We start from the raw sequence: 16789 nt of genomic DNA, 5'->3' as shown, positions 1-16789 counted from the left end.
GCGACCTGGTGACGAAGGACCAGAATCTCGACCTCCTTCGCCCCATCGCCCCGCAGGCCCAACACGATCAACTGCAGCACCTGACGCAGGACCAAGTATCCGAACGACACGAACATGCCAGTCAGCCTGCCTCTGACGAGCCGGCGACAACGCACAGAACCGCAGGCCAACACCGAAACCCTGTTTTCGAGCGGTACAGGTTGGCCCGCACTGGATGGACGACAACAGCGCCGGCCAGAGGGTGCGCCGTTGGAGGAGCAAACATTTCTGTTGAACGCGCCCAACGATCTGGTCCCGGAGACCCCGTCAAAACCATATCGCCGACGCGGCCCCGGGGGCGGCACCCGCCAACGAGGTACCGCTTGCCGTGATCGTGCTTCTGGCCGCTCGAGATGAGAGCGCGGCATTCTGTCAGTGGCTGACTGCCCGACCGCCGTCGATGTTGATGACGGTCCCCGTGATCGCCCCGGATCGCTCGGAGGACAGGACGGCGCAGGTCCAAGCGACCTCGTCAGGGAGGATGACTCGCTTGATCGCCATCTGCTCGGTGGCGGCCCTGCGCATTGCTGTGGAGTCGTCCAGTCCGGAGTCACGGGTGACGTCGACGAAGCCTGGGTTGACGTCGTTGACGGTGATCCCGTACTGGCCGAGTCCGGAGGCAAGCGACTTGGTCAGGGCGTGCAGGCCGGCTTTCCCGGATGAGATCGGGGCGGCTGCCCAGGACCCGGTCCAGGCGTTCGGTCCGTTCATGTGGATGATGCGTCCCCAGCCGGCGTCTCTCATGGCGGGCACGAAGGCCTTCGCGAGGTACCAGGAGGCGGTCAGCTGCTGGTTGAGGTAGTAGTGCCAGTCCTCATCGGTCGTGTCGAAGAACGACTCGCGGTACATGCGGTGCATCGCGTTGCTGACGTAGATGTCGACGCGGCCGAAGTGCTGCTCGGATGCTTCCTTGAACCGGGCCACTGTGTCGCGGTCGGCGGCGTCGCCGAGGACGACGAGCGCGCCGACGCCGTGCTTTTCGGCTTCGCTTCTGACTTCTTCGGCCTCGGCCCGGTCGGTGTCGGTGTCGCGGGCATTGATGACGACGTTCGCGCCCCGTGCGGCGAACTCGAGGATGACCGCGCGGCCGATGTTGCGTCCCGAGCCGGTCACGAGAACCGTTTTGCCGGTGAAGTCCAGGTCTGATGCCATCGTGTGATCACGCCTTTCGTCCGTTCGATGTGCGCCGCTCGCTCAGGCGGCCATGCCGTCCGATGCCGCGAATCCGCGCGAAGCCGGGCTGACGAAAACGCCGGCGTCGGCGTTGACGTGCGCGGGCACGACCCGCGTACGCGCGTGCGCCGCGCGGGTCAGTAGGTCGCGGCGCGCAACGCGGACCCGGTCCGGGTCGTCATCAATCCAGTGGTCGCCGTACTTGGCGCACAGATCGGGCTGGCTCAGCATCATCGGCGTCGACAGCAGATCACCGACGAACACCGCGCTGTCCTGTTCGGAGTGGACCTCCAGAACGGCAGAGCCGGGAGTGTGTCCCGGTACCTGCTCCAGATCCAAGCCCGCAGCGATGGAGAATGAACCGGTCCACAGCTCTACCTGATTGCTGGCCAGGATCGGCGCAATGCTGTCAGCGAAGACGAGCGCCTGGTCCGCGTCCGGGTTACCAGCTGCGCGGCTGCCGTCTGGGTTCCAGTAGTCGAACTCCGCCTGCGAGATCAGGTACCGCGCATTGGGGAACGTGGGAACCCATACTTCGCCGTCGAGCCAAGTGTTCCACCCCACGTGGTCCGAGTGCAGATGGGTCAACACCACCGTGTCGATGTCCTCGGGCGCTGCGCCCGCCTCGCGGAGGCGTTCCAAGAAGGAAGTACTCAAGTTCTCGAACGGCGGAGCGGTCGGACGCTTCTTACCGTTGCCGATGCCGGTGTCAACCAGGACAAGCTTGCCGTCGCTCTCCAGCAGGAACGATTGGATCGTCAAGGTGACCGCGTCGTTCTCCGCGTTCCAGAAGCGCGGCTCGAGCCAGGACCGCTGCGCCAGCCACTCCTGCCGGCTGGAATCGGGGAACACCTGATCCCGGGTGAACAGGTGGGCGTTCCACTCCACGATGCGACGTGCCTCAATCCGGCCGATCCGGTACTTCGGGCCCAGACTTGCCGTGTCACTGCCGTTCATGCCTGTTCACCGCCTGCACTGATGGCGGCAGCCAGAATCCCAGGCCGAGACAGCGTTTGCGCTGCACTATCCGACATTGCGTGAGCTCCTTTCGAGGTTGTCTGCGCTTTCACCGACGGACCGGCGAGGAAATGCGCAGGCTTCCAGACCTACGACACTCCGAAGCGTGGCGTCTGACGGCCTTCCCCGAGCTCAGAGAGACATCGAACCCCTGCCCAGAGCGTCGAATCTAACCGGACTTTACCCCGCTTACATCCTCCGGCGATAGGGGCGGGTTGTGAGCACCGCCACTTGCCGCCCTGGACTCTGGCTTCGGGCGTGGCAGTCGTCGACGTGAGTTCCTGTCTCCATCTGGAGCGTCGTTACCACTCCTGTGGTCTGACGAGCCGGTGTTTCGATCGAGAAGACACCTCCGGATCGACACATGCCGAGTGGTCCCGTGGGCGGACCGGGGCTGGCTCTGATCTTGGCCGGGCAGGGCATCTTCCGCGCCGTGGCCGAGGTCCGGATGCCGCCGGTTTCCACCCATCCGGAAGACCTCAAGAGCCGCGTAACGCCCGGCTTGACGTACTCGACCGGTGCTTGCTCATCTCCAGCGGGTCGTGGACGAGCGGCGCCTGGTGGTGCACGTTGACGCAGTCAAAGAAACTGGGCCGCTCTCGTCTGACCGGCCACGAGTGACTACACGACGGCATGTCGAGGACGACGCCGCGACCGTTACGTTCAGTGCGTTATGTCCATTCCGTGGTGTTGTAGCCCCTTCAAGCGGCGAACCCGGAAACGCTGCTGCCGTCGCCTACCTGACATGCACGACGTTCGCCCGGGCGCTTCGCCTGCGGTGCGGAGCCTGGGGTGATGCGTTGTCTGGGGGTCTTGTAACCCGTGTCGGCAACGCGTTCAGACGGTCGATCGTTGTTCATGCGGCGGTGTTTCGTCCTTGTAAATGACCGGCAGAGTGGTGGACGTCCTGTTCGTGCGCTCGAGGCGGTAGCGGGCCGGTGACTGGCCGGTCAGACGCTTGAACGTGCGGATGAATGAGCTCTCGGAGCCGAATCCGAACTGGGTGGCGAGCGAGGACACGGTGCGGTCGGTGGCCCGCAGCAGCTGTGCCGCCGACTGCACCCGCCATCGGAGTAGGTAGTCCAGGGGCGCGAGCCCGATAGTGGTCTTGAAGCGCAAGGCGAACGCGCTGCGCGACATTCCGGCCGACGCGGCCAGCTTGGCGACGGTCCATGGCTCGCCCGGTTGGGCGTGGATCAGCGCGAGCGCCGGGCGCAATCGCTCGTCGGAGAATGCCCGCAGCCAGCCCAGCGCCGTGTCCGGGCGGGCGAGCACGGCTCGCAGCGTCTGGACGAACAGCACGTGGGTGAGGTGGTCGCGCATCGCCCCGGTGCCCGGGGTGTCGAGCGAGGTTTCGTTCGCGAGCAGCTGCAGTACCGGGCGCAGTGCTGCGGCCTCGCCGGTGCGGGCCCGGATTGCGGCGACCGCGGGCAGATGGTCGAGCAGCAGCGCGGCGGCGGTGTCGTCGAACGAGAGCGCGCCGCTGATCGCCGAGGTCTCCGCCGCGGCTCCCGGCGTGACGTGGTGGTAGACGGTGTCTGGCCAGGCGGCTTCGAACACCGCCATCCCGTCTTCCGGCTGCAGGTCCGGGTCGGAGCCGACCGCGTAGGCGTGGCCGCTGGTCAGCAGGTAGCAGTCGCCGGCCTGCAGCAGCAGCGGCTCGGCGCCGTCGGTGGTCAGCCACAGGTGGCCGCGTAGCACCGCGCCGACCCGGATGTGCCGGTACTCGGCGAAGCTCAGAGCCCACTCGCCGGCCGTCTCCAGTCGGCATGGTGGAGCGACTTGCACGTCGAGCAAGCCCAGCACGTCGGACAACGGATCCACACGACCTCCCCAGTCTGGACGATCCGGCTATCAACCAGGACTCGTGGTCATGGTCCCCCGGTACGCGCCGCGCCTAGATTCTGCTCCGGCCAGTGTCACCACGAGTGAGTAGGGGAACGATGAGTATCCACATGCCGGCGAAGCAGGGCACCACGGTCTGGTTCAACGGAGACGTCCTCACGGTCAAGATGACGGGCCGGACACCGGCGGCAGCGTCGGATTGATCAAGGCGTCGGTGCCGCCGGGCGGCGGACCGGTCGCGCACACCCACACCCACACCGACGAGACGTTCTATCTGATCGACGGGGAACTGGAGTTCCTCGACGGTGACCGGTTGTTCACGGCGACTGCTGGCGACGCCGTGTTCATTCCGCGCGCCACCCGGCACCGGTTCAAGAATGTCAGCCTGACCCATGCCAGCATGCTGTTCTTCTATACGCCGGGCGGTCCCGAAGGGCTGTTCGTCGAGGGCGGCGACCAGCCGCAGCCGGGCGTGCAGGTGCTGCCGTGGGGGCCGGAACGGATCGACGACCGGCTGCTGTCGCTGCTCGACAAGTACGACACCCAGGTCCAGCCCGACCTCTAGGAGCGCGGACAGGCGTCGTCCGGGCGCCCTGCCGCTCGTCGGCTGCGCGGCAGGGCGGTCGCTATGTGACTTCCGGACAAGGAGGAAAGGCTACCGACCGGGCTTGCTCACGCCAGTCTCTAAATGATGGGGGCCGTGCTGACCGGTATCCTGCTGGGCGGTTCGGACTCAGTCGGCATACTGTGCCCCACTCCGGGTGATGGCTGCCCGGGGTCTGCGTGGTGACAGTCAGCTGCCGTGGCCGGTGCGCGTTGGTGCCATGGAGGCGGGGCAGCGCGGTTATGTCGCCGTCAGGCTCGGCGAGCGCGGCCGACGAGATCCTGCCAGCTGTCCCGAGCCGTTGTCCCACCCGGTGCACGGTGGCGCTGAACTCTGTCGCAGAGCAATGGAGCATCACGGGTGCTTCCAAGGCTGCGGCGAGCGGCACGGTGAGCCGGTACAGATCGGCGCGGCCCAGGTCGATCCGACCATGCAGCATCCGGATGCGAGTCTGTGGTAGCGCAGTGTGGCTCCCGGCGGGGACAGGCTGATGGCCGTCCAAAGCGGTAGGGCGATCTCCGGATGTTGCATCAGAATCGGATCTGGCGTTGCCACAGGCAATGAGGCGATCCAGCAGCGCGGCGCCCGACCTCAACGGCGCAGGCCCCGAGAGCACCTGCTCCTGCAAAGCAGGTTCCCCGCAGTCCAGCAGCACTGGAAGATGAACAAGTGCAACAGGCCCGCCATGACCGCCTTCTCCCACGTTCGGCGAAGCGTCGGTGACCGCAATGCTGGGCGGTCCGCGGGTACCGTGGAGATCAGCGTCAGCGTTCCCATCAACGCCTCCGACAGCGCCACACCATCCTGCAAGAGCCGGCTGTGGGACAGCCCACGGCGGCAGGCTGCCGGAGCGGAACCGGCGCTCACATCAACGCGACGAGCAGGTCCCGGTCCACTCGGACAGACCTGAGTTTCACGGCCGGCACACGCGTCTTACCAGTTCTTGCCATGCGCTGCTGAGTTGCTGTTCGACCTGCGGGGCCGTGCTGGTCAGTGCATCGGCGGACACATAGAGCAACAGAGGCCCGTCCAGGGCTGCAGTGAGCTGAACGGTGAGCAGATCGACGTTCACCCCGTCGAGGTTCAACTGGCGCAGCAGCATCCGGATGTGTATCTGTGACGCCGAGGTACGTGCCCCGCCCGGGATGGGCTGGCGGCCGTCGAGCGCGAACCGGGCGATCACCCGGTTCTCGATCAGCCAGCGCACCCGGGCCTGGCCATAGGCGATCAGTCGATCCACCGGCTCGGCGCCGGGGCCCAGAGGTGGCGGGCCCGACAGCACCTGCTCCTGAAGGGCGTGTTCGCTTTCGTCAAGCAGGGCCCCGAAGATGCCGGATCGAGTACCGAAACGCCGGAAGACCGTTCCTTTGCCCAGGCCGGAGCGCTCGGCCAGCGCGTCCATGGTCAGGTCGTCAGGACCGGATTCGCTCAGCATCTGCCGTGCTGTGCTCAGCAACTGGGCGCGGTTACGTGCCGCGTCTGCGCGCTCCGGCCGCGGCGCTCCCCAGGTCACCGGTATGCCGTTCATGTGGCGATCCTAACCACCATCTAGCTAAGCGGGGGAAAGTCCGCTTATGCTCGATGGTGGGTCGTGATCCTTCGGCCACCGTATGCAGCCCACAGGCACGTTTGATCAGTTGTCAGGGAGAGCCATGACTGCGAACTTGAACACCGAGGAAAGTTTCACCACGTTGCCGGACGAGCGGACATTGACAGCGACCGTGGTCGCGCTGGAGGAGCACGGCTTCAGCGTCGAGGTCGTCGACGACCGCGGTGCCGCCCGCGATGCGGTGCTGGGACGTATCCCGCAGGGCTCGTCGGTGATGACCAACACCTCGGTCACGCTGCAGGAGACCGGGATCGAGGAGGCGATCAACGGCTCCGACAGCTCCTACGAGTCGGCCCGCAACAAGATGATGGCGCTGGACTACCAGACCCAGGCACAGCAGATGAAAGTTATAGCCGGGCAGGCCGACTACGCGCTGGGCAGTGTGCACGCCGTCACCGCGGACGGGGCGCTGGTCATCGCGTCCGCGTCCGGTAGCCAGCTCGCCGCGTACGCATGGGGCGCCGCGAATGTGATCTTCGTGGCCGGAGTGCAGAAGCTGGTGCCCAGTCTGCAGGCCGCCCACGAGCGGATCGCTCAGCACAGCCTCAAGCTTGAGGACGCGCGGGCGCAGGCCGCTTACGGCCAGCACAGCTACATCGGCAAGCTGCTGGAGATCCGCCAGGAGCTGCCCGGCCGTGTCCACCTGGTGCTGATCCGTCAGCACGTCGGCTTCTGAGACCGGGAGTCGTCAGCATGGTGCGCGCCGTCGCCGCGACCGCCTGGGGCGGCGCGGCAACCATCGACGTCATCGACGTGGCGTCGCGTCGCCCGGCACGGGGGGAGGTGACGGCTGCCGTGCGGGCCACGGGGATCAGCCCGTTCGACCTCAAACAAGCCTCGGGGATGATGGGCCGCGACGAGCGGGCGTTGCCGTTGCGGCTGGGTAACGAGTTCAGCGGGATCGTGACCGCGACCGGCCCGGACGCCGTCGGCTTCGACGGCCGGCCGATCGAGGTCGGCGACGCGGTCCTGGGCCAGTGGCTGCCCGGGGCGCAGGCGACCGAACTCACCGTCGCGGCGGGCATGCTGCTGCACAAGCCGGCTGAGCTCAGCCACATCGAGGCGGCGGGTGTGCTCGGCAGCGGCACCGCCGCCGCGCACACCCTGCACGCCGCCGAGGTGGCCGAGGGCGACGTGGTGCTGGTGCACGGTGTGGCCGGTTCGGTCGGCGGCATGGTCGCCCAGCTTGCTCTGCTTCGCGGCGCTCGCGTCATCGGCACCGCCGCTCCGTCACGCCACCTGCGGCTGCGGGCGTTAGGTGTCGAGCCGGTCGCTTACGGCGACGGGCTGGCCGACCGCGTCCGCGCCCTCGCGCCTGACGGGGTGTCCGCGGCGATCGATACCGCCGGCACCCAGGAGGCCATGACCAGTTCGCTGACGCTGGTCGCCGATCCCGCCCGGGTGGTGACCATCGCCAACTTCCACGCTGCCGTCGCCCACGGGGCGCAAGCCCTCGGCCCCGGCCCGCAGACCGAACGTATCCGCACCGCCGCCCGGCTCGACCTTGTCCGGCTCGCCGCCGACGGCGTCATCGTTGTCACGATCGCCGCCGAGTTCGAGCTCGAACGTGCCCGCGATGCGTACGCGCTGCTCGCCGGCGGCCACGCCGGCGGCAAGATCATCCTCCGGCCGTGAATGAAGGCCCGGCCAGCAGACACCACCTTCTGCTCCGGACCGGCATCGCGACGCGAGCGCTCCGATCACCGTCCACCCACAGCGTCACCGAACCATCTTCTGAAGGAGGAGAACGCCGTGCCAGACCGCAACGCAGACGTCAACACCCGCGTGATCGACGAGTTCCGCGCCGGCGCCGGACGCGTCGGGGGCGTCTTCGCCGGCAAACAACTCGTCCTGCTGCACCACGTCGGTCCCGTCAGCGGCCGGGAGTACGTCACACCCCTGGTCGCCGCCACCGACGGTGACGCGTACCTGGTGTGCGGCACCGCCGGCGGGGCACCACGCGACCCCGCCTGGGTCGGCAACATCGAGGCCGGCCCCGGCACGACCACCATCGAAGTCGGCGGCCAGACCCTGCAGGCGCAGACCACCGTCGTCCGGCCGTCCGACTCCGACTGGGCCCGCCTATACGAGATCTGGGCCACGTACTGGCCGGATGCCCGCACGTACCAGACCCGCACCAGCCGCCAGTTCCCCGTCATCCGCCTGCTACCCCTGACACCGGCGGCCTGACAGGCGCAAACCACCTTCTTGTCGACTGCTCATAAGGAACTCACTGTGAACGTTGTCTTGTGGATCACCGCGATCCTGCTCGCCGTCGTGTTTCTCGCCAGTGGGACCATGAAACTGCTGCGCAGCAAGGAGCAACTGGCCGGCTCCGGGCAGACGTGGGTCGAGTCATTCCCCGACTCCTTGATCAAAATTATCGGCGCGCTGGAGATTGCCGCGGCTGCCGGTCTCATCCTGCCGCCCGCGTTCGACATCGCCCCGGTACTGGCGCCCGTCGCGGCGGTCGGCCTGATCGTCCTCATGGTCGGCGCCGTGGTCACTCACGCCCGGCGCAAGGAGTACATCAACGTCATCGTCAACATCGTCCTCATCCTGCTCGCGGCGTTCGTCGCTTGGGGCCGCTTCGGCTCTTACTCCTTCTGACACCCTTGCGAGGGCTCGAGTCGTGCAGCGGCAATCCCGTCGCCGCGATCCCTGGCCTTCCCCGCCAGACTCCACCGGCCACCCTCATTCCCTGCCGTATCGGCAGCCAGCCACTCCTCCCGAAAGGCGCGACATGAACGTCACTCGTAAGATCGCCGCTGCCGTGCTCGGCGCCGCGGCCGCGGCCGCCTTCACCGTCGCCGCCACCGCTGGACCGGCGTCGGCGACGACTCCCACCGGGCCCAGCACCCGGTACAAGGGGGAACCTGTGTGCGCCACGGAGACTGCCTGCTTCTACCACGGAATCCCGGCCCGCTACCTGGACTTCTTCCAGGGGCCGACCGCCTGGTACACCGCATTGACGGACGACTGCACCACCCTGCCGTTCGACGCCTACGGGCTGTTCAACCTCACCGGAGCCGTCACGGTCTACCCCACCACGGACTGTTCCGGCAGCCCGGTGCTGAATGCCGGTGCCTACAACTACTACTCGTGGCAGACCAGGTCGGCGGCCCGGAGCTTCCGGCCCGCCTAGAACTGACGATGTGTGATCCTGGGCGAGTAAGCCGCACGGCAACTCGCCCAGGACCGGCACTGGTCACTCTCGGTTGGAAACGCGTTACGCGTGCACCGCCGCGTACGGGTGAACTCGCCAACGGGTGTGTAGCCCGGTAATCCGGATGACAGTGCTGCACCAGGATCACCGCGGCGTAGAGCCCCTCGTACCCCGAAGCGGGCACCAGGTCCAGGTGCCCCTTCCACGACTCGGCCGAGTACTAACCGCACGCAGCTTCGGCCAACGGGCTACCTCTTCAGACGCGGCGAGCACACGGTCGGCCGCGCCCCCATCTACCGCGGCACGACAGCCCGCTGTGGGTGGCACCCGCGTCGATTCGCCACCCCGTCGATCGACCGGTTCCCGATTTCTCCTCACCGTTACTGGCTGGGAGAACCGCAAACAGTTCCTGCCGCCCAGCACATATCTACCGGCTCAGCTCGGCATCGAGGGCAGCGTCGTCCGCAGGTCGCCGCCCGTGCACCTTGTGGTCCGGTGCACGGGCGCGCCGGCCACGGCAGGTCCGGCGGGCGCGCCCGCGGGTCAGGCGGGAGCGGGCCGGGGCTCCATCACAAGCTCGGCCGTGATCGGCAACTCGCGGATCCGGCGGCCGGTGGCGTGGAAGACCGCGTTCGCGATCGCCGCTGCCACGCCCACCTGACCGATCTCGCCGACGCCTTTCACGCCGAGTGGCCCGACCACCGAGTCCTGCACCTCGACGAACTCCACCGTGACGTCGGGGGCGTCGGCGTTGACCGGGACCAGGTATTCACCGAGGTTGTTGGCGGCCCAGCGCCCGGACCGGGTGTCGATCCGGTTGCCTTCGAGCAGCGCCTGGCTCAGGCCCCACAGCATGCCACCCATCAACTGACTGTGCGCCAGCTTCGGGTTCAGCACCCGGCCGGGCGCGAAGGCGCCGGTCATCCGGCGTACCCGGACCAGGCCGAGATCGGCGTCGACGGCGACCTCGGCGAACTGGGCGCCGAAGGTCAGCAGGCCGTATGGAGTGTCCAGCGGTGGCGGCGTCCAGCTGCCGAGCGCTTCCATGTCGAGCTGCCGGTTGCGCTGCAGGAGGTCCGCGTACGTCTCCCCGGCGTCCGGTCGGCCGGACGGGGCCATCCGCCCGTCGTGGACGCGGATCGTCGCGGGGTCGGCGCCGTGCAGCGGTGATCCGGGGTCGGCCACCGCCATCGCGATCAGCCGGTCCCGCAGTTGGACGCCGGCGTCGTGCACCGCCGAGCTGACCATCATCGCGCCGGACGAGCCCACCGCCGACGACGTGTTCGGCAGGTCGGTGTCGCCCGCCTCGAACCGGACCGCGTCCAGCGGCACCGCGAGCGCGTCCGCCGCAACCTGGGTCATCGCCGTGGTGGCGCCGGTGCCGAACTCCTGGGCGCTGGCCCCGCAGACGGCGCTGCCGTCGGCGTACACCCGGGCCCGGGCGTGCTGCACCGGCATGAAGAAGGCGATCGGGTACGCCGCGGCGGCCATGCCCGACCCGATCAGCCAGTTGCCCTCGCGCCGCGAGCGCGGTTGCGGATCGCGGTGCTGCCAGCCGAACGCCTCCGCACCGACCCGCAGACACTCGGCGAAGCCGTCGCTGGACCACGGGTGCCCGTACGGATCGGTGCCAGCCCGGTTGCGCAGCCGCAGCTCGACCGGATCCACCCCGACCCGGGCGGCGAGTTCGTCCATCGCCGTCTCCAGCGCGAACACCCCCAGGGTCTCGCCGGGGCCGCGGGTGAAGGTGGGCGTCATCGTGTTGCCCTTGATCAACCGGTGCACGCCGAGGTAGTGGTCGACGGCGTACAACTGGGACGACACCCCGGTGGCGGGCTCGGCCCAGTCGTCGAACGGTGAGGTGATCGACAGCTTCTCGTGCCGGATCACGGTCAGCCGGCCGTCCTCGCCGGCGCCGAGGGTGACGGTCTGCTCCTGCTCCTCGCGGTGGCCGTGCGAGGTGTAGGTCTGCGGCCGGGTCAGCACCAGCTTCACCGGACGCCCGACGTGGCGGGCCGCCATGGCCGCGAGGGTGACGTGCGGCCAGACCATAGCCTTGGCGCCGAAGCCGCCACCGACGAACTCGGTGATCACCCGTACCCGGGACAGCGGCAGGCCCAGCAACTGGGCCACGGTCAACTGAGTAGCGCGTACGCCCATGGTGGAGTCGTAGAGGGTGAGCCGGCCGTCGTGCCAGACCGCCGTGGTCGCCGACGGGCTCCAGCGTGTTGTGGTGGTTCGCCGCCATCCGCAGCGCCGTCTCGACGCGTACCGGAGCCGCGGCTAGGGCGGCCGGCACGTCGCCGCGTTCGTTACGCCCGGGTGCGAGGCCTCCGAACAGCCGCTCGGCCTCGTACGCCTGTGCCCGGCCCTCGTCGATCGTGGTGACCGACGGCGTCCGCTCGTAGTCGACCTCGACGAGCGACGCGGCGTACTGGGCCTGTTCGTGGCTGTCGGCGACCACCACCGCGACCGGCTGCCCGTAGTAGTGCACGACATCGTCCTGCATGGGGAAGAAGCTCTCGCCCGGTGCCGCCTGGCCGACCAGCGAGGGCAGCAGGTGCGGCGGGGCGGCGATCCGCTCCAGGTTCTCGTGGGTCAGCACGGCCAGCGTGCCGGGCAGGGCCTGGGCTGCGTGGGTCCGCACCGCGGCCACCCGGCCTGCCGGAATCAACGCCCCGACGATCGCCGCGTACGTCAGGTTCGGCAGCGCGATCTCCGCTGTGTACCGGGCGCCACCGGTGACCTTGTCTCGGCCGTCGACGCGGTTGACGGGTGTTCCTACCGCCGGGCTCATCGCTGTGCTCCTTCCATCGCCGTGGTCAGCCCACGCACGATGGCGCGCTCGGCGAACTCCACCTTGAAAGCGTTCAGGGGACGGGTGACCGCCGGGCGCATCTCCTCAGCGGCGGCCCGGGCGAAGGCGTCCGCCGTCGCGGGCGCACCCACGAGCGCCGCTTCCGCCCGCCGGGCGCGCCACGGCTTGGTGCCGACGCCGCCCAGGGCCAGCCGGACCTCGGCGACCGTGCCCTGCTCCACCCGGATCGCGGCGAGGACCGAGACCAGGGCGAACTCGTACGACTGCCGGTCGCGGAACTTCAGGTAGCACGACGTCCGGGCCAGCGGCAGCCTGGGCACCTCGATCGCGGTGATCAACTCACCGTGTTCCAGGGGGTGTTCGATCTCCGGCGTGTCGCCGGGCAGCAGGTAGAAGTCGTCGATCGGGATCGAGCGGGCGCCCCGCGGCCCGGCCGTGAGCACTGTGGCGTCGAAGGCGACCAGCGAGACTGCGACGTCGGATGGGTGGGTGGCGATGCAGTGGTCGCTGGTGCCGAGGAGCGCGTGGCCGCGGTTGAAGCCGTCGAGCGCGGAGCAGCCGGTGCCCGGCTCGCGTTTGTTGCAGCGCGAGACGCCGTCCCGGAAGTACGCGCACCGCACCCGCTGGCACAGGTTGCCGCCCATCGACGCCATGTTGCGCAGCTGTTCGGACGCGCCCAGCAGCAGCGACTCGGACATGCCCGGGTAGCCGGCCGCTACAGCGGGGTGGCGGGCGACGTCGCTCATCCGGGCGAGTGCGCCGATCCGCAGGCCACCGTCGGGGGTGCCGGACACGTCGGCGAGTGGCAGGGCGTTGACGTCCACGAGGACGTCCGGGGCGGTGACCCCGAGCCGGATCAGGTCCACCTCGGTCGTACCGCCGGCCAGGAAGGTGCTCGCCGGGTCGGCGGCGACTGCGGTCACCGCCTCGTCGACGTCGCGGGCGCGTACGTAACTAAGCGGTCGCATCGCCGGTCTCCTGCCGTTCGCCGTCGCGGACCGCGCGGATGGCGGCCCGGATGTTCGGGTACGCGGCACAGCGGCAGATGTTGCCGCTCATGAATTCCGCGATGGCGTCGTCGTCGCCGGCGTTGCCCTCGCGCAGCAGGGCGACCGCGGACATGATCTGGCCCGAGGTGCAGTAGCCGCACTGGAAGGCGTCGTGCTCGATGAACGCCTGCTGCATCGGGTGCAGGTCGTCACCGTCACCGCTGAGGCCCTCGATGGTGGTGACCGCCCGGCCCTCGCAGGTGACCGCCAGGGTCAGGCAGGCAAGCACCCGGCGACCGTTCACCCAGACCGTGCAGGCCCCGCAGGTGCCCTGGTCGCAGCCCTTCTTGGCGCCGGTCAGGCCCAGGTGCTCACGCAACGCGTCGAGCAGGCTGACCCGCGGCTCCAGGTTGACGGTGTGCGCGATGTCGTTGACGGTCAGGCTGACGGCGCCGGCGGACGGCCCGCGCGGGCCCGGCCCGGGCGCCGCGACAGGCTCCGAGGGGTGCAGTGCCGTGGCGGCACCGGGATGGATCGCTGTCATGGCCTTGCTCCTCAATTCACAGGACTGAGCGTCGGATCGTTCACCGGACCCGGCTGGTCTTCCGAGGGCGCGGGATGGTCTTCCCGGAGGCCGGCTCGGATGGGTCCGCTCGTCGCGGAGAGCCGGCCGCCGAATCGAGCGTTCGCCACGGCCACCACCTCGGCCAGCAACGACAGCGCCGTCTCGACCGTGCTGCCGGCACCGAGGTCGAGTCCGGCCGGACCGGCGAGCCGGTCCAGTCCCGGCGTGCCGGCCAGCCGGGACAGGCGCTCGCGGTGGGTCTCGCGGCTGCCGAGTACCGCCACGTGCCCCGCCGGACCGGGTAGCGCGGCCTGCAGCGCCCGGTCGTCGATGCGCGGGTCGTGGGTCAGGACCAGCACCGCGTCCCGCGGCGACGGCGGGTGCTCACCGAGCCAGGCATCGGGCCAGGCGCAGACGACCTCGTCGGCGAGCGGCACCCGGCCGGCACGGGCGTACTCCGGGCGGGGATCCACGACCACGACGCGCCGGCCGAGCGGGACGGCGAGCGCGGCCAGCACGGCGGCCAGATCGGTGCCGCCGACGATGATCAGGACCGGCCGGCCGGCGAGATCCTCGACCGATTCGCCAGCCCGGTCCGGGCCCGGCCCGGTCGTCCACCGGTACGGGTGACGCAACTCGACGCCGACCCGCAGCGGCAGATCGGCGCCCAGAGCCGCGGTGACGCGCTCGGCAACCGGCCCGTCCGGCGCCGGCGTGACGAGGATCCGCAGGGTGCTGCGGCAGGCCGGTCCCGGCTCCCAGGGCAACAGCTCCGCACCGATGCGAAGCTCGATGACCCGGGGGCCGTCCCCGGCCAGGACCGCACGCGCCTCGTCGAGGAGCATGCCCTCCACGCAACCACCGGCCACCGAGCCTGTCCAGTCTCCGTCGGCGGCCACCGCCATCGTGGCGCCGAGCGGCCGGGCGCCGGGGCCGTCCCGGCCGACCAGCCGCAACAACACGACGGGTTGTCCGGCGGCGCGCTTGCGGCCGACGAACGGCCACACCTCACGCAGCATCGGTGACCTCCGGGGTCCGTACGGGCCAGCGCCGCCACACCGCGACGTGCAGGATGACCACCATGCCGACGAAGTTGAGCGCGGCCAGGGCGATCCAGGACTGCTCGGTCATCCGGTGCCAGTCCCTGGCCGCGGCGACCGCCGCGAGCACCCAGTACAGGACGGACGCGAGGACCGCGACGGTGACCAGAACGACGGCGTCGCCGATGGGCGCCCGCCACCGGGAACCCGGCCATCCGTCGAACAGCATCGCGACGACCAGGCCCGCGGCGACGACCGTACCGCCGAGAGCGCCGACCCGGCCGGGCTCGAGACCGGCAAGACGCAGCGCCGGATAGCTGACCGCGGTGATCACCAGTACAGCGCCGTTGGCGCTGGTCAGCCGCCAGGCCCGGCCGGTGATCCGGGTGAACGGCCGTCCGTGCAGCACGACGAAGAAGACGACCTGCCACATGCCGAGCACGATCAGCCAGACGCCGAGCGTCTCCCGGTCGAGGCCGGCGAGCGGGCCCGGGTCGACCAGCAGCACCCATGCGGCCAACGCCAATGCCCAGGACACGGCCAGGGCGGCGATGCCCGCCCAGATGCGGCCAAGCCGGCGCTGCGGCCAGCCCTCGGTGACCAGGGTGAGCTGCAGCATGACGGCGAACGCCGCGCCGGCCAGCGGCATCGTCGCCGGATACGTGACGGCATGACCGGGGCCGGGGTCCGCCAGGAACACCCCCCGCAGATCGAGCCCGGTCACCACGGCCTGCCCCAGCAGGGTCAGCAGGATCCCGGCCGCCGCCACCAACAACGTGTCGGTGAGGCCCGCCCAGCCGGCGCGCAGGCTGCGTCCCGGCCAGTCCTCCCACCAGAACGCGACCATCGCGATCGCGGGCAGCGTGAACGTGGCCAGCGGCCCGAGCACCAGAGCGGTGTCCTCGATGCCACCCAGACTCACCGCGAGCACCACTGCCACCGGAATGACCCAGGCCAAGCCAGCCAGGCCGAGCCAGGGCTGGCCGCTCGGCCGACGCCGATCGGGACGGCGTGGACTCAGCCGCGGTGTGCCCGCGGTGTGCCCTGGTACTTCGTCGACATGTGGATACACATCGTTCCCCTACTGGCTCCTAGTCAAATTTAAGCGGACTTTACCCCGCATGCGCGCCTGGGGATAGGGGCGGGTTGTGAGCACCGTCACTTACCACCCCTGACTCTGGCGTTCGGGCGGGGCAGACATCGACGTGATTCTCCTGTCTCCATCTGAGCGTTGTTGCCACTCATGTGGTGACGAGCCGGTGTTTCGGTTGAGAAGACACCTCCGGATCGGCACATGCCGGAGTGGCCTCATGGGCGACTTGGGGCTGGTTCTGATCTTGGCCGGGAGGCATGATCCGCGCTGTGGTCGAGGTCCAGATGCCGGCGGTCTACGCCGACCGCGCGGGCGCCCGCACCGACGGGCATCTGCGGCGGCTCAGCCTTGGCGCTGCGTGGATCCTTGTCCTTGGTGGCCATAACACCGGAGTAGCAACCCCTATCGCCTACAGCATTGTGGACGTGATAAGCCGACGGGATGGTAGCCGTGGAAGAACCGGGGAATGCCGGGACGACGCTCTGAGTTCCCCCCGCTTCGACGGAGCTTTTCAACATGATCGACTGATCATGGGGAGGAAGTATCCGTGGCAGCACCGAAGAAATACCCCGACGAGCTCAGGGCGCGGGCCGTGCGCCTGTATCGCGAGTCGGACCCGAAGCCGACGATCCGGCGTCTGGCCGAGCAGCTGAACGTGCATCATGAGGCGTTGCGCAACTGGATCCGGCAGGCCGAGGCCGACGCGGGCGAACGTCATGACCGGCCCACCAGCGACATGGCGGATGAGAACCGCCGGCTGCGTGAAGAGGTCGCTGAGCTGCGCCGGGTCAATGAGATCCTGCGCGCCGCGTCCTCGTATTTCGCGTCGGA

15 protein-coding genes and 2 pseudogenes are annotated in these 16789 nt (G+C 69.1%); 7 read left to right on the top strand and 10 right to left on the bottom strand.

Annotation, left to right across the window (positions count from 1 at the left end; all coding sequences use genetic code 11):
- Positions 1 to 411 precede the first annotated feature (411 nt).
- From AB0O15_RS47325 to AB0O15_RS47315, 3 genes are all read right to left on the bottom strand, one after another.
- Positions 412 to 1191: an SDR family oxidoreductase gene (locus tag AB0O15_RS47325; RefSeq protein WP_364334591.1), complete on the bottom strand. Its 780-nt coding sequence runs from the start codon at positions 1189 to 1191 to the stop codon at positions 412 to 414.
- Between the two features lie 42 nt (positions 1192 to 1233).
- Positions 1234 to 2169, bottom strand: a complete 936-nt coding sequence (locus AB0O15_RS47320; protein ID WP_364334588.1) for an MBL fold metallo-hydrolase — start codon at positions 2167 to 2169, stop codon at positions 1234 to 1236.
- 897 nt (positions 2170 to 3066) lie between these two features.
- A complete protein-coding gene (locus AB0O15_RS47315) occupies positions 3067 to 4053 on the bottom strand; it encodes an AraC family transcriptional regulator (protein WP_364334585.1) in 987 nt (328 codons plus the stop codon).
- 235 nt (positions 4054 to 4288) lie between these two features.
- On the opposite strand from AB0O15_RS47315, the gene AB0O15_RS47310 reads away from it, so the two are divergent.
- Positions 4289 to 4639: a cupin domain-containing protein gene (locus tag AB0O15_RS47310; RefSeq protein ID WP_364334582.1), complete on the top strand. Its 351-nt coding sequence runs from the start codon at positions 4289 to 4291 to the stop codon at positions 4637 to 4639.
- Positions 4640 to 5591: 952 nt separating this feature from the next.
- Here AB0O15_RS47310 and AB0O15_RS47305 read toward each other — a convergent pair.
- Positions 5592 to 6206: a TetR/AcrR family transcriptional regulator gene (locus AB0O15_RS47305; RefSeq protein ID WP_364334579.1), complete on the bottom strand. Its 615-nt coding sequence runs from the start codon at positions 6204 to 6206 to the stop codon at positions 5592 to 5594.
- A gap of 124 nt (positions 6207 to 6330) precedes the next feature.
- Here AB0O15_RS47305 and AB0O15_RS47300 point away from each other — a divergent pair, with 124 nt between their 5' ends.
- The 5 genes from AB0O15_RS47300 (at position 6331) to AB0O15_RS47280 (ending at position 9432) form a co-directional block, all read left to right on the top strand.
- A complete protein-coding gene (locus AB0O15_RS47300; protein ID WP_364334576.1) occupies positions 6331 to 6963 on the top strand; it encodes an LUD domain-containing protein in 633 nt (210 codons plus the stop codon).
- Between the two features lie 17 nt (positions 6964 to 6980).
- Positions 6981 to 7922 (top strand): NADP-dependent oxidoreductase, encoded by a 942-nt coding sequence (locus tag AB0O15_RS47295; protein WP_364334573.1) that lies wholly within the window; start codon positions 6981 to 6983, stop codon positions 7920 to 7922.
- A gap of 117 nt (positions 7923 to 8039) precedes the next feature.
- Positions 8040 to 8477, top strand: coding sequence for a nitroreductase/quinone reductase family protein (locus AB0O15_RS47290; protein ID WP_364334570.1), 438 nt, complete (start codon positions 8040 to 8042; stop codon positions 8475 to 8477).
- 45 nt (positions 8478 to 8522) lie between these two features.
- Positions 8523 to 8897, top strand: a complete 375-nt coding sequence (locus AB0O15_RS47285; RefSeq protein WP_364334567.1) for a DoxX family protein — start codon at positions 8523 to 8525, stop codon at positions 8895 to 8897.
- Positions 8898 to 9030: 133 nt separating this feature from the next.
- The gene (locus AB0O15_RS47280) at positions 9031 to 9432 is read left to right on the top strand and encodes a hypothetical protein (RefSeq protein ID WP_364334564.1); all 402 of its coding nucleotides are present in this window, start codon (positions 9031 to 9033) and stop codon (positions 9430 to 9432) included.
- A 564-nt stretch (positions 9433 to 9996) separates the two neighbouring features.
- Here AB0O15_RS47280 and AB0O15_RS47275 read toward each other — a convergent pair.
- The 6 genes and pseudogenes from AB0O15_RS47275 to AB0O15_RS47250 form a co-directional block, all read right to left on the bottom strand.
- Positions 9997 to 11658: pseudogene (locus tag AB0O15_RS47275) on the bottom strand (molybdopterin cofactor-binding domain-containing protein); the annotation flags it as partial.
- 202 nt (positions 11659 to 11860) lie between these two features.
- Positions 11861 to 12250: pseudogene (locus AB0O15_RS47270) on the bottom strand (xanthine dehydrogenase family protein molybdopterin-binding subunit); the annotation flags it as partial.
- Positions 12247 to 13239 carry a xanthine dehydrogenase family protein subunit M gene (locus AB0O15_RS47265; protein ID WP_364334561.1) on the bottom strand — a complete coding sequence of 331 codons (993 nt, stop codon included), beginning with the start codon at positions 13237 to 13239 and terminating at the stop codon, positions 12247 to 12249. The gene AB0O15_RS47265 and the pseudogene AB0O15_RS47270, both read right to left, overlap by 4 nt.
- A complete protein-coding gene (locus AB0O15_RS47260; RefSeq protein ID WP_364334558.1) occupies positions 13226 to 13804 on the bottom strand; it encodes a (2Fe-2S)-binding protein in 579 nt (192 codons plus the stop codon). The genes AB0O15_RS47265 and AB0O15_RS47260 overlap by 14 nt, the downstream gene beginning before the upstream one ends.
- Before the next feature lie 11 nt (positions 13805 to 13815).
- Positions 13816 to 14844, bottom strand: a complete 1029-nt coding sequence (locus AB0O15_RS47255; RefSeq protein ID WP_364334555.1) for an XdhC family protein — start codon at positions 14842 to 14844, stop codon at positions 13816 to 13818.
- A complete protein-coding gene (locus tag AB0O15_RS47250) occupies positions 14834 to 15805 on the bottom strand; it encodes a hypothetical protein (RefSeq protein ID WP_364334552.1) in 972 nt (323 codons plus the stop codon). Before AB0O15_RS47250 ends, AB0O15_RS47255 begins: the two co-directional genes overlap by 11 nt.
- 700 nt (positions 15806 to 16505) lie before the next feature.
- Between AB0O15_RS47250 and AB0O15_RS47245 the strand changes: the two genes are divergently transcribed.
- On the top strand, positions 16506 to 16789 hold a 284-nt coding region (locus AB0O15_RS47245), incomplete at its 3' end, for a transposase (RefSeq protein ID WP_364334549.1).

The organism is Actinoplanes sp. NPDC089786 (assembly GCF_040684855.1).
Classification (GTDB): Bacteria; Actinomycetota; Actinomycetes; order Mycobacteriales; family Micromonosporaceae; genus Actinoplanes.
The sequence above is the reverse complement of the archived record's forward strand: the minus strand, read 5'-3'. Positions and strand labels throughout refer to the sequence as shown.

Bases quoted from the DNA above. Each gene is read 5' to 3' on its own strand.
- AB0O15_RS47325 (WP_364334591.1), bottom strand. From the start codon at position 1,191: ATGGCATCAGACCTGGACTTCACCGGCAAAACGGTTCTCGTGACCGGC.
- AB0O15_RS47320 (WP_364334588.1), bottom strand. From the start codon at position 2,169: ATGAACGGCAGTGACACGGCAAGTCTGGGCCCGAAGTACCGGATCGGC.
- AB0O15_RS47305 (WP_364334579.1), bottom strand. From the start codon at position 6,206: ATGAACGGCATACCGGTGACCTGGGGAGCGCCGCGGCCGGAGCGCGCA.
- AB0O15_RS47300 (WP_364334576.1), top strand. From the start codon at position 6,331: ATGACTGCGAACTTGAACACCGAGGAAAGTTTCACCACGTTGCCGGAC.
- AB0O15_RS47295 (WP_364334573.1), top strand. From the start codon at position 6,981: ATGGTGCGCGCCGTCGCCGCGACCGCCTGGGGCGGCGCGGCAACCATC.
- AB0O15_RS47280 (WP_364334564.1), top strand. From the start codon at position 9,031: ATGAACGTCACTCGTAAGATCGCCGCTGCCGTGCTCGGCGCCGCGGCC.
- AB0O15_RS47265 (WP_364334561.1), bottom strand. From the start codon at position 13,239: ATGCGACCGCTTAGTTACGTACGCGCCCGCGACGTCGACGAGGCGGTG.
- AB0O15_RS47260 (WP_364334558.1), bottom strand. From the start codon at position 13,804: ATGACAGCGATCCATCCCGGTGCCGCCACGGCACTGCACCCCTCGGAG.
- AB0O15_RS47255 (WP_364334555.1), bottom strand. From the start codon at position 14,844: ATGCTGCGTGAGGTGTGGCCGTTCGTCGGCCGCAAGCGCGCCGCCGGA.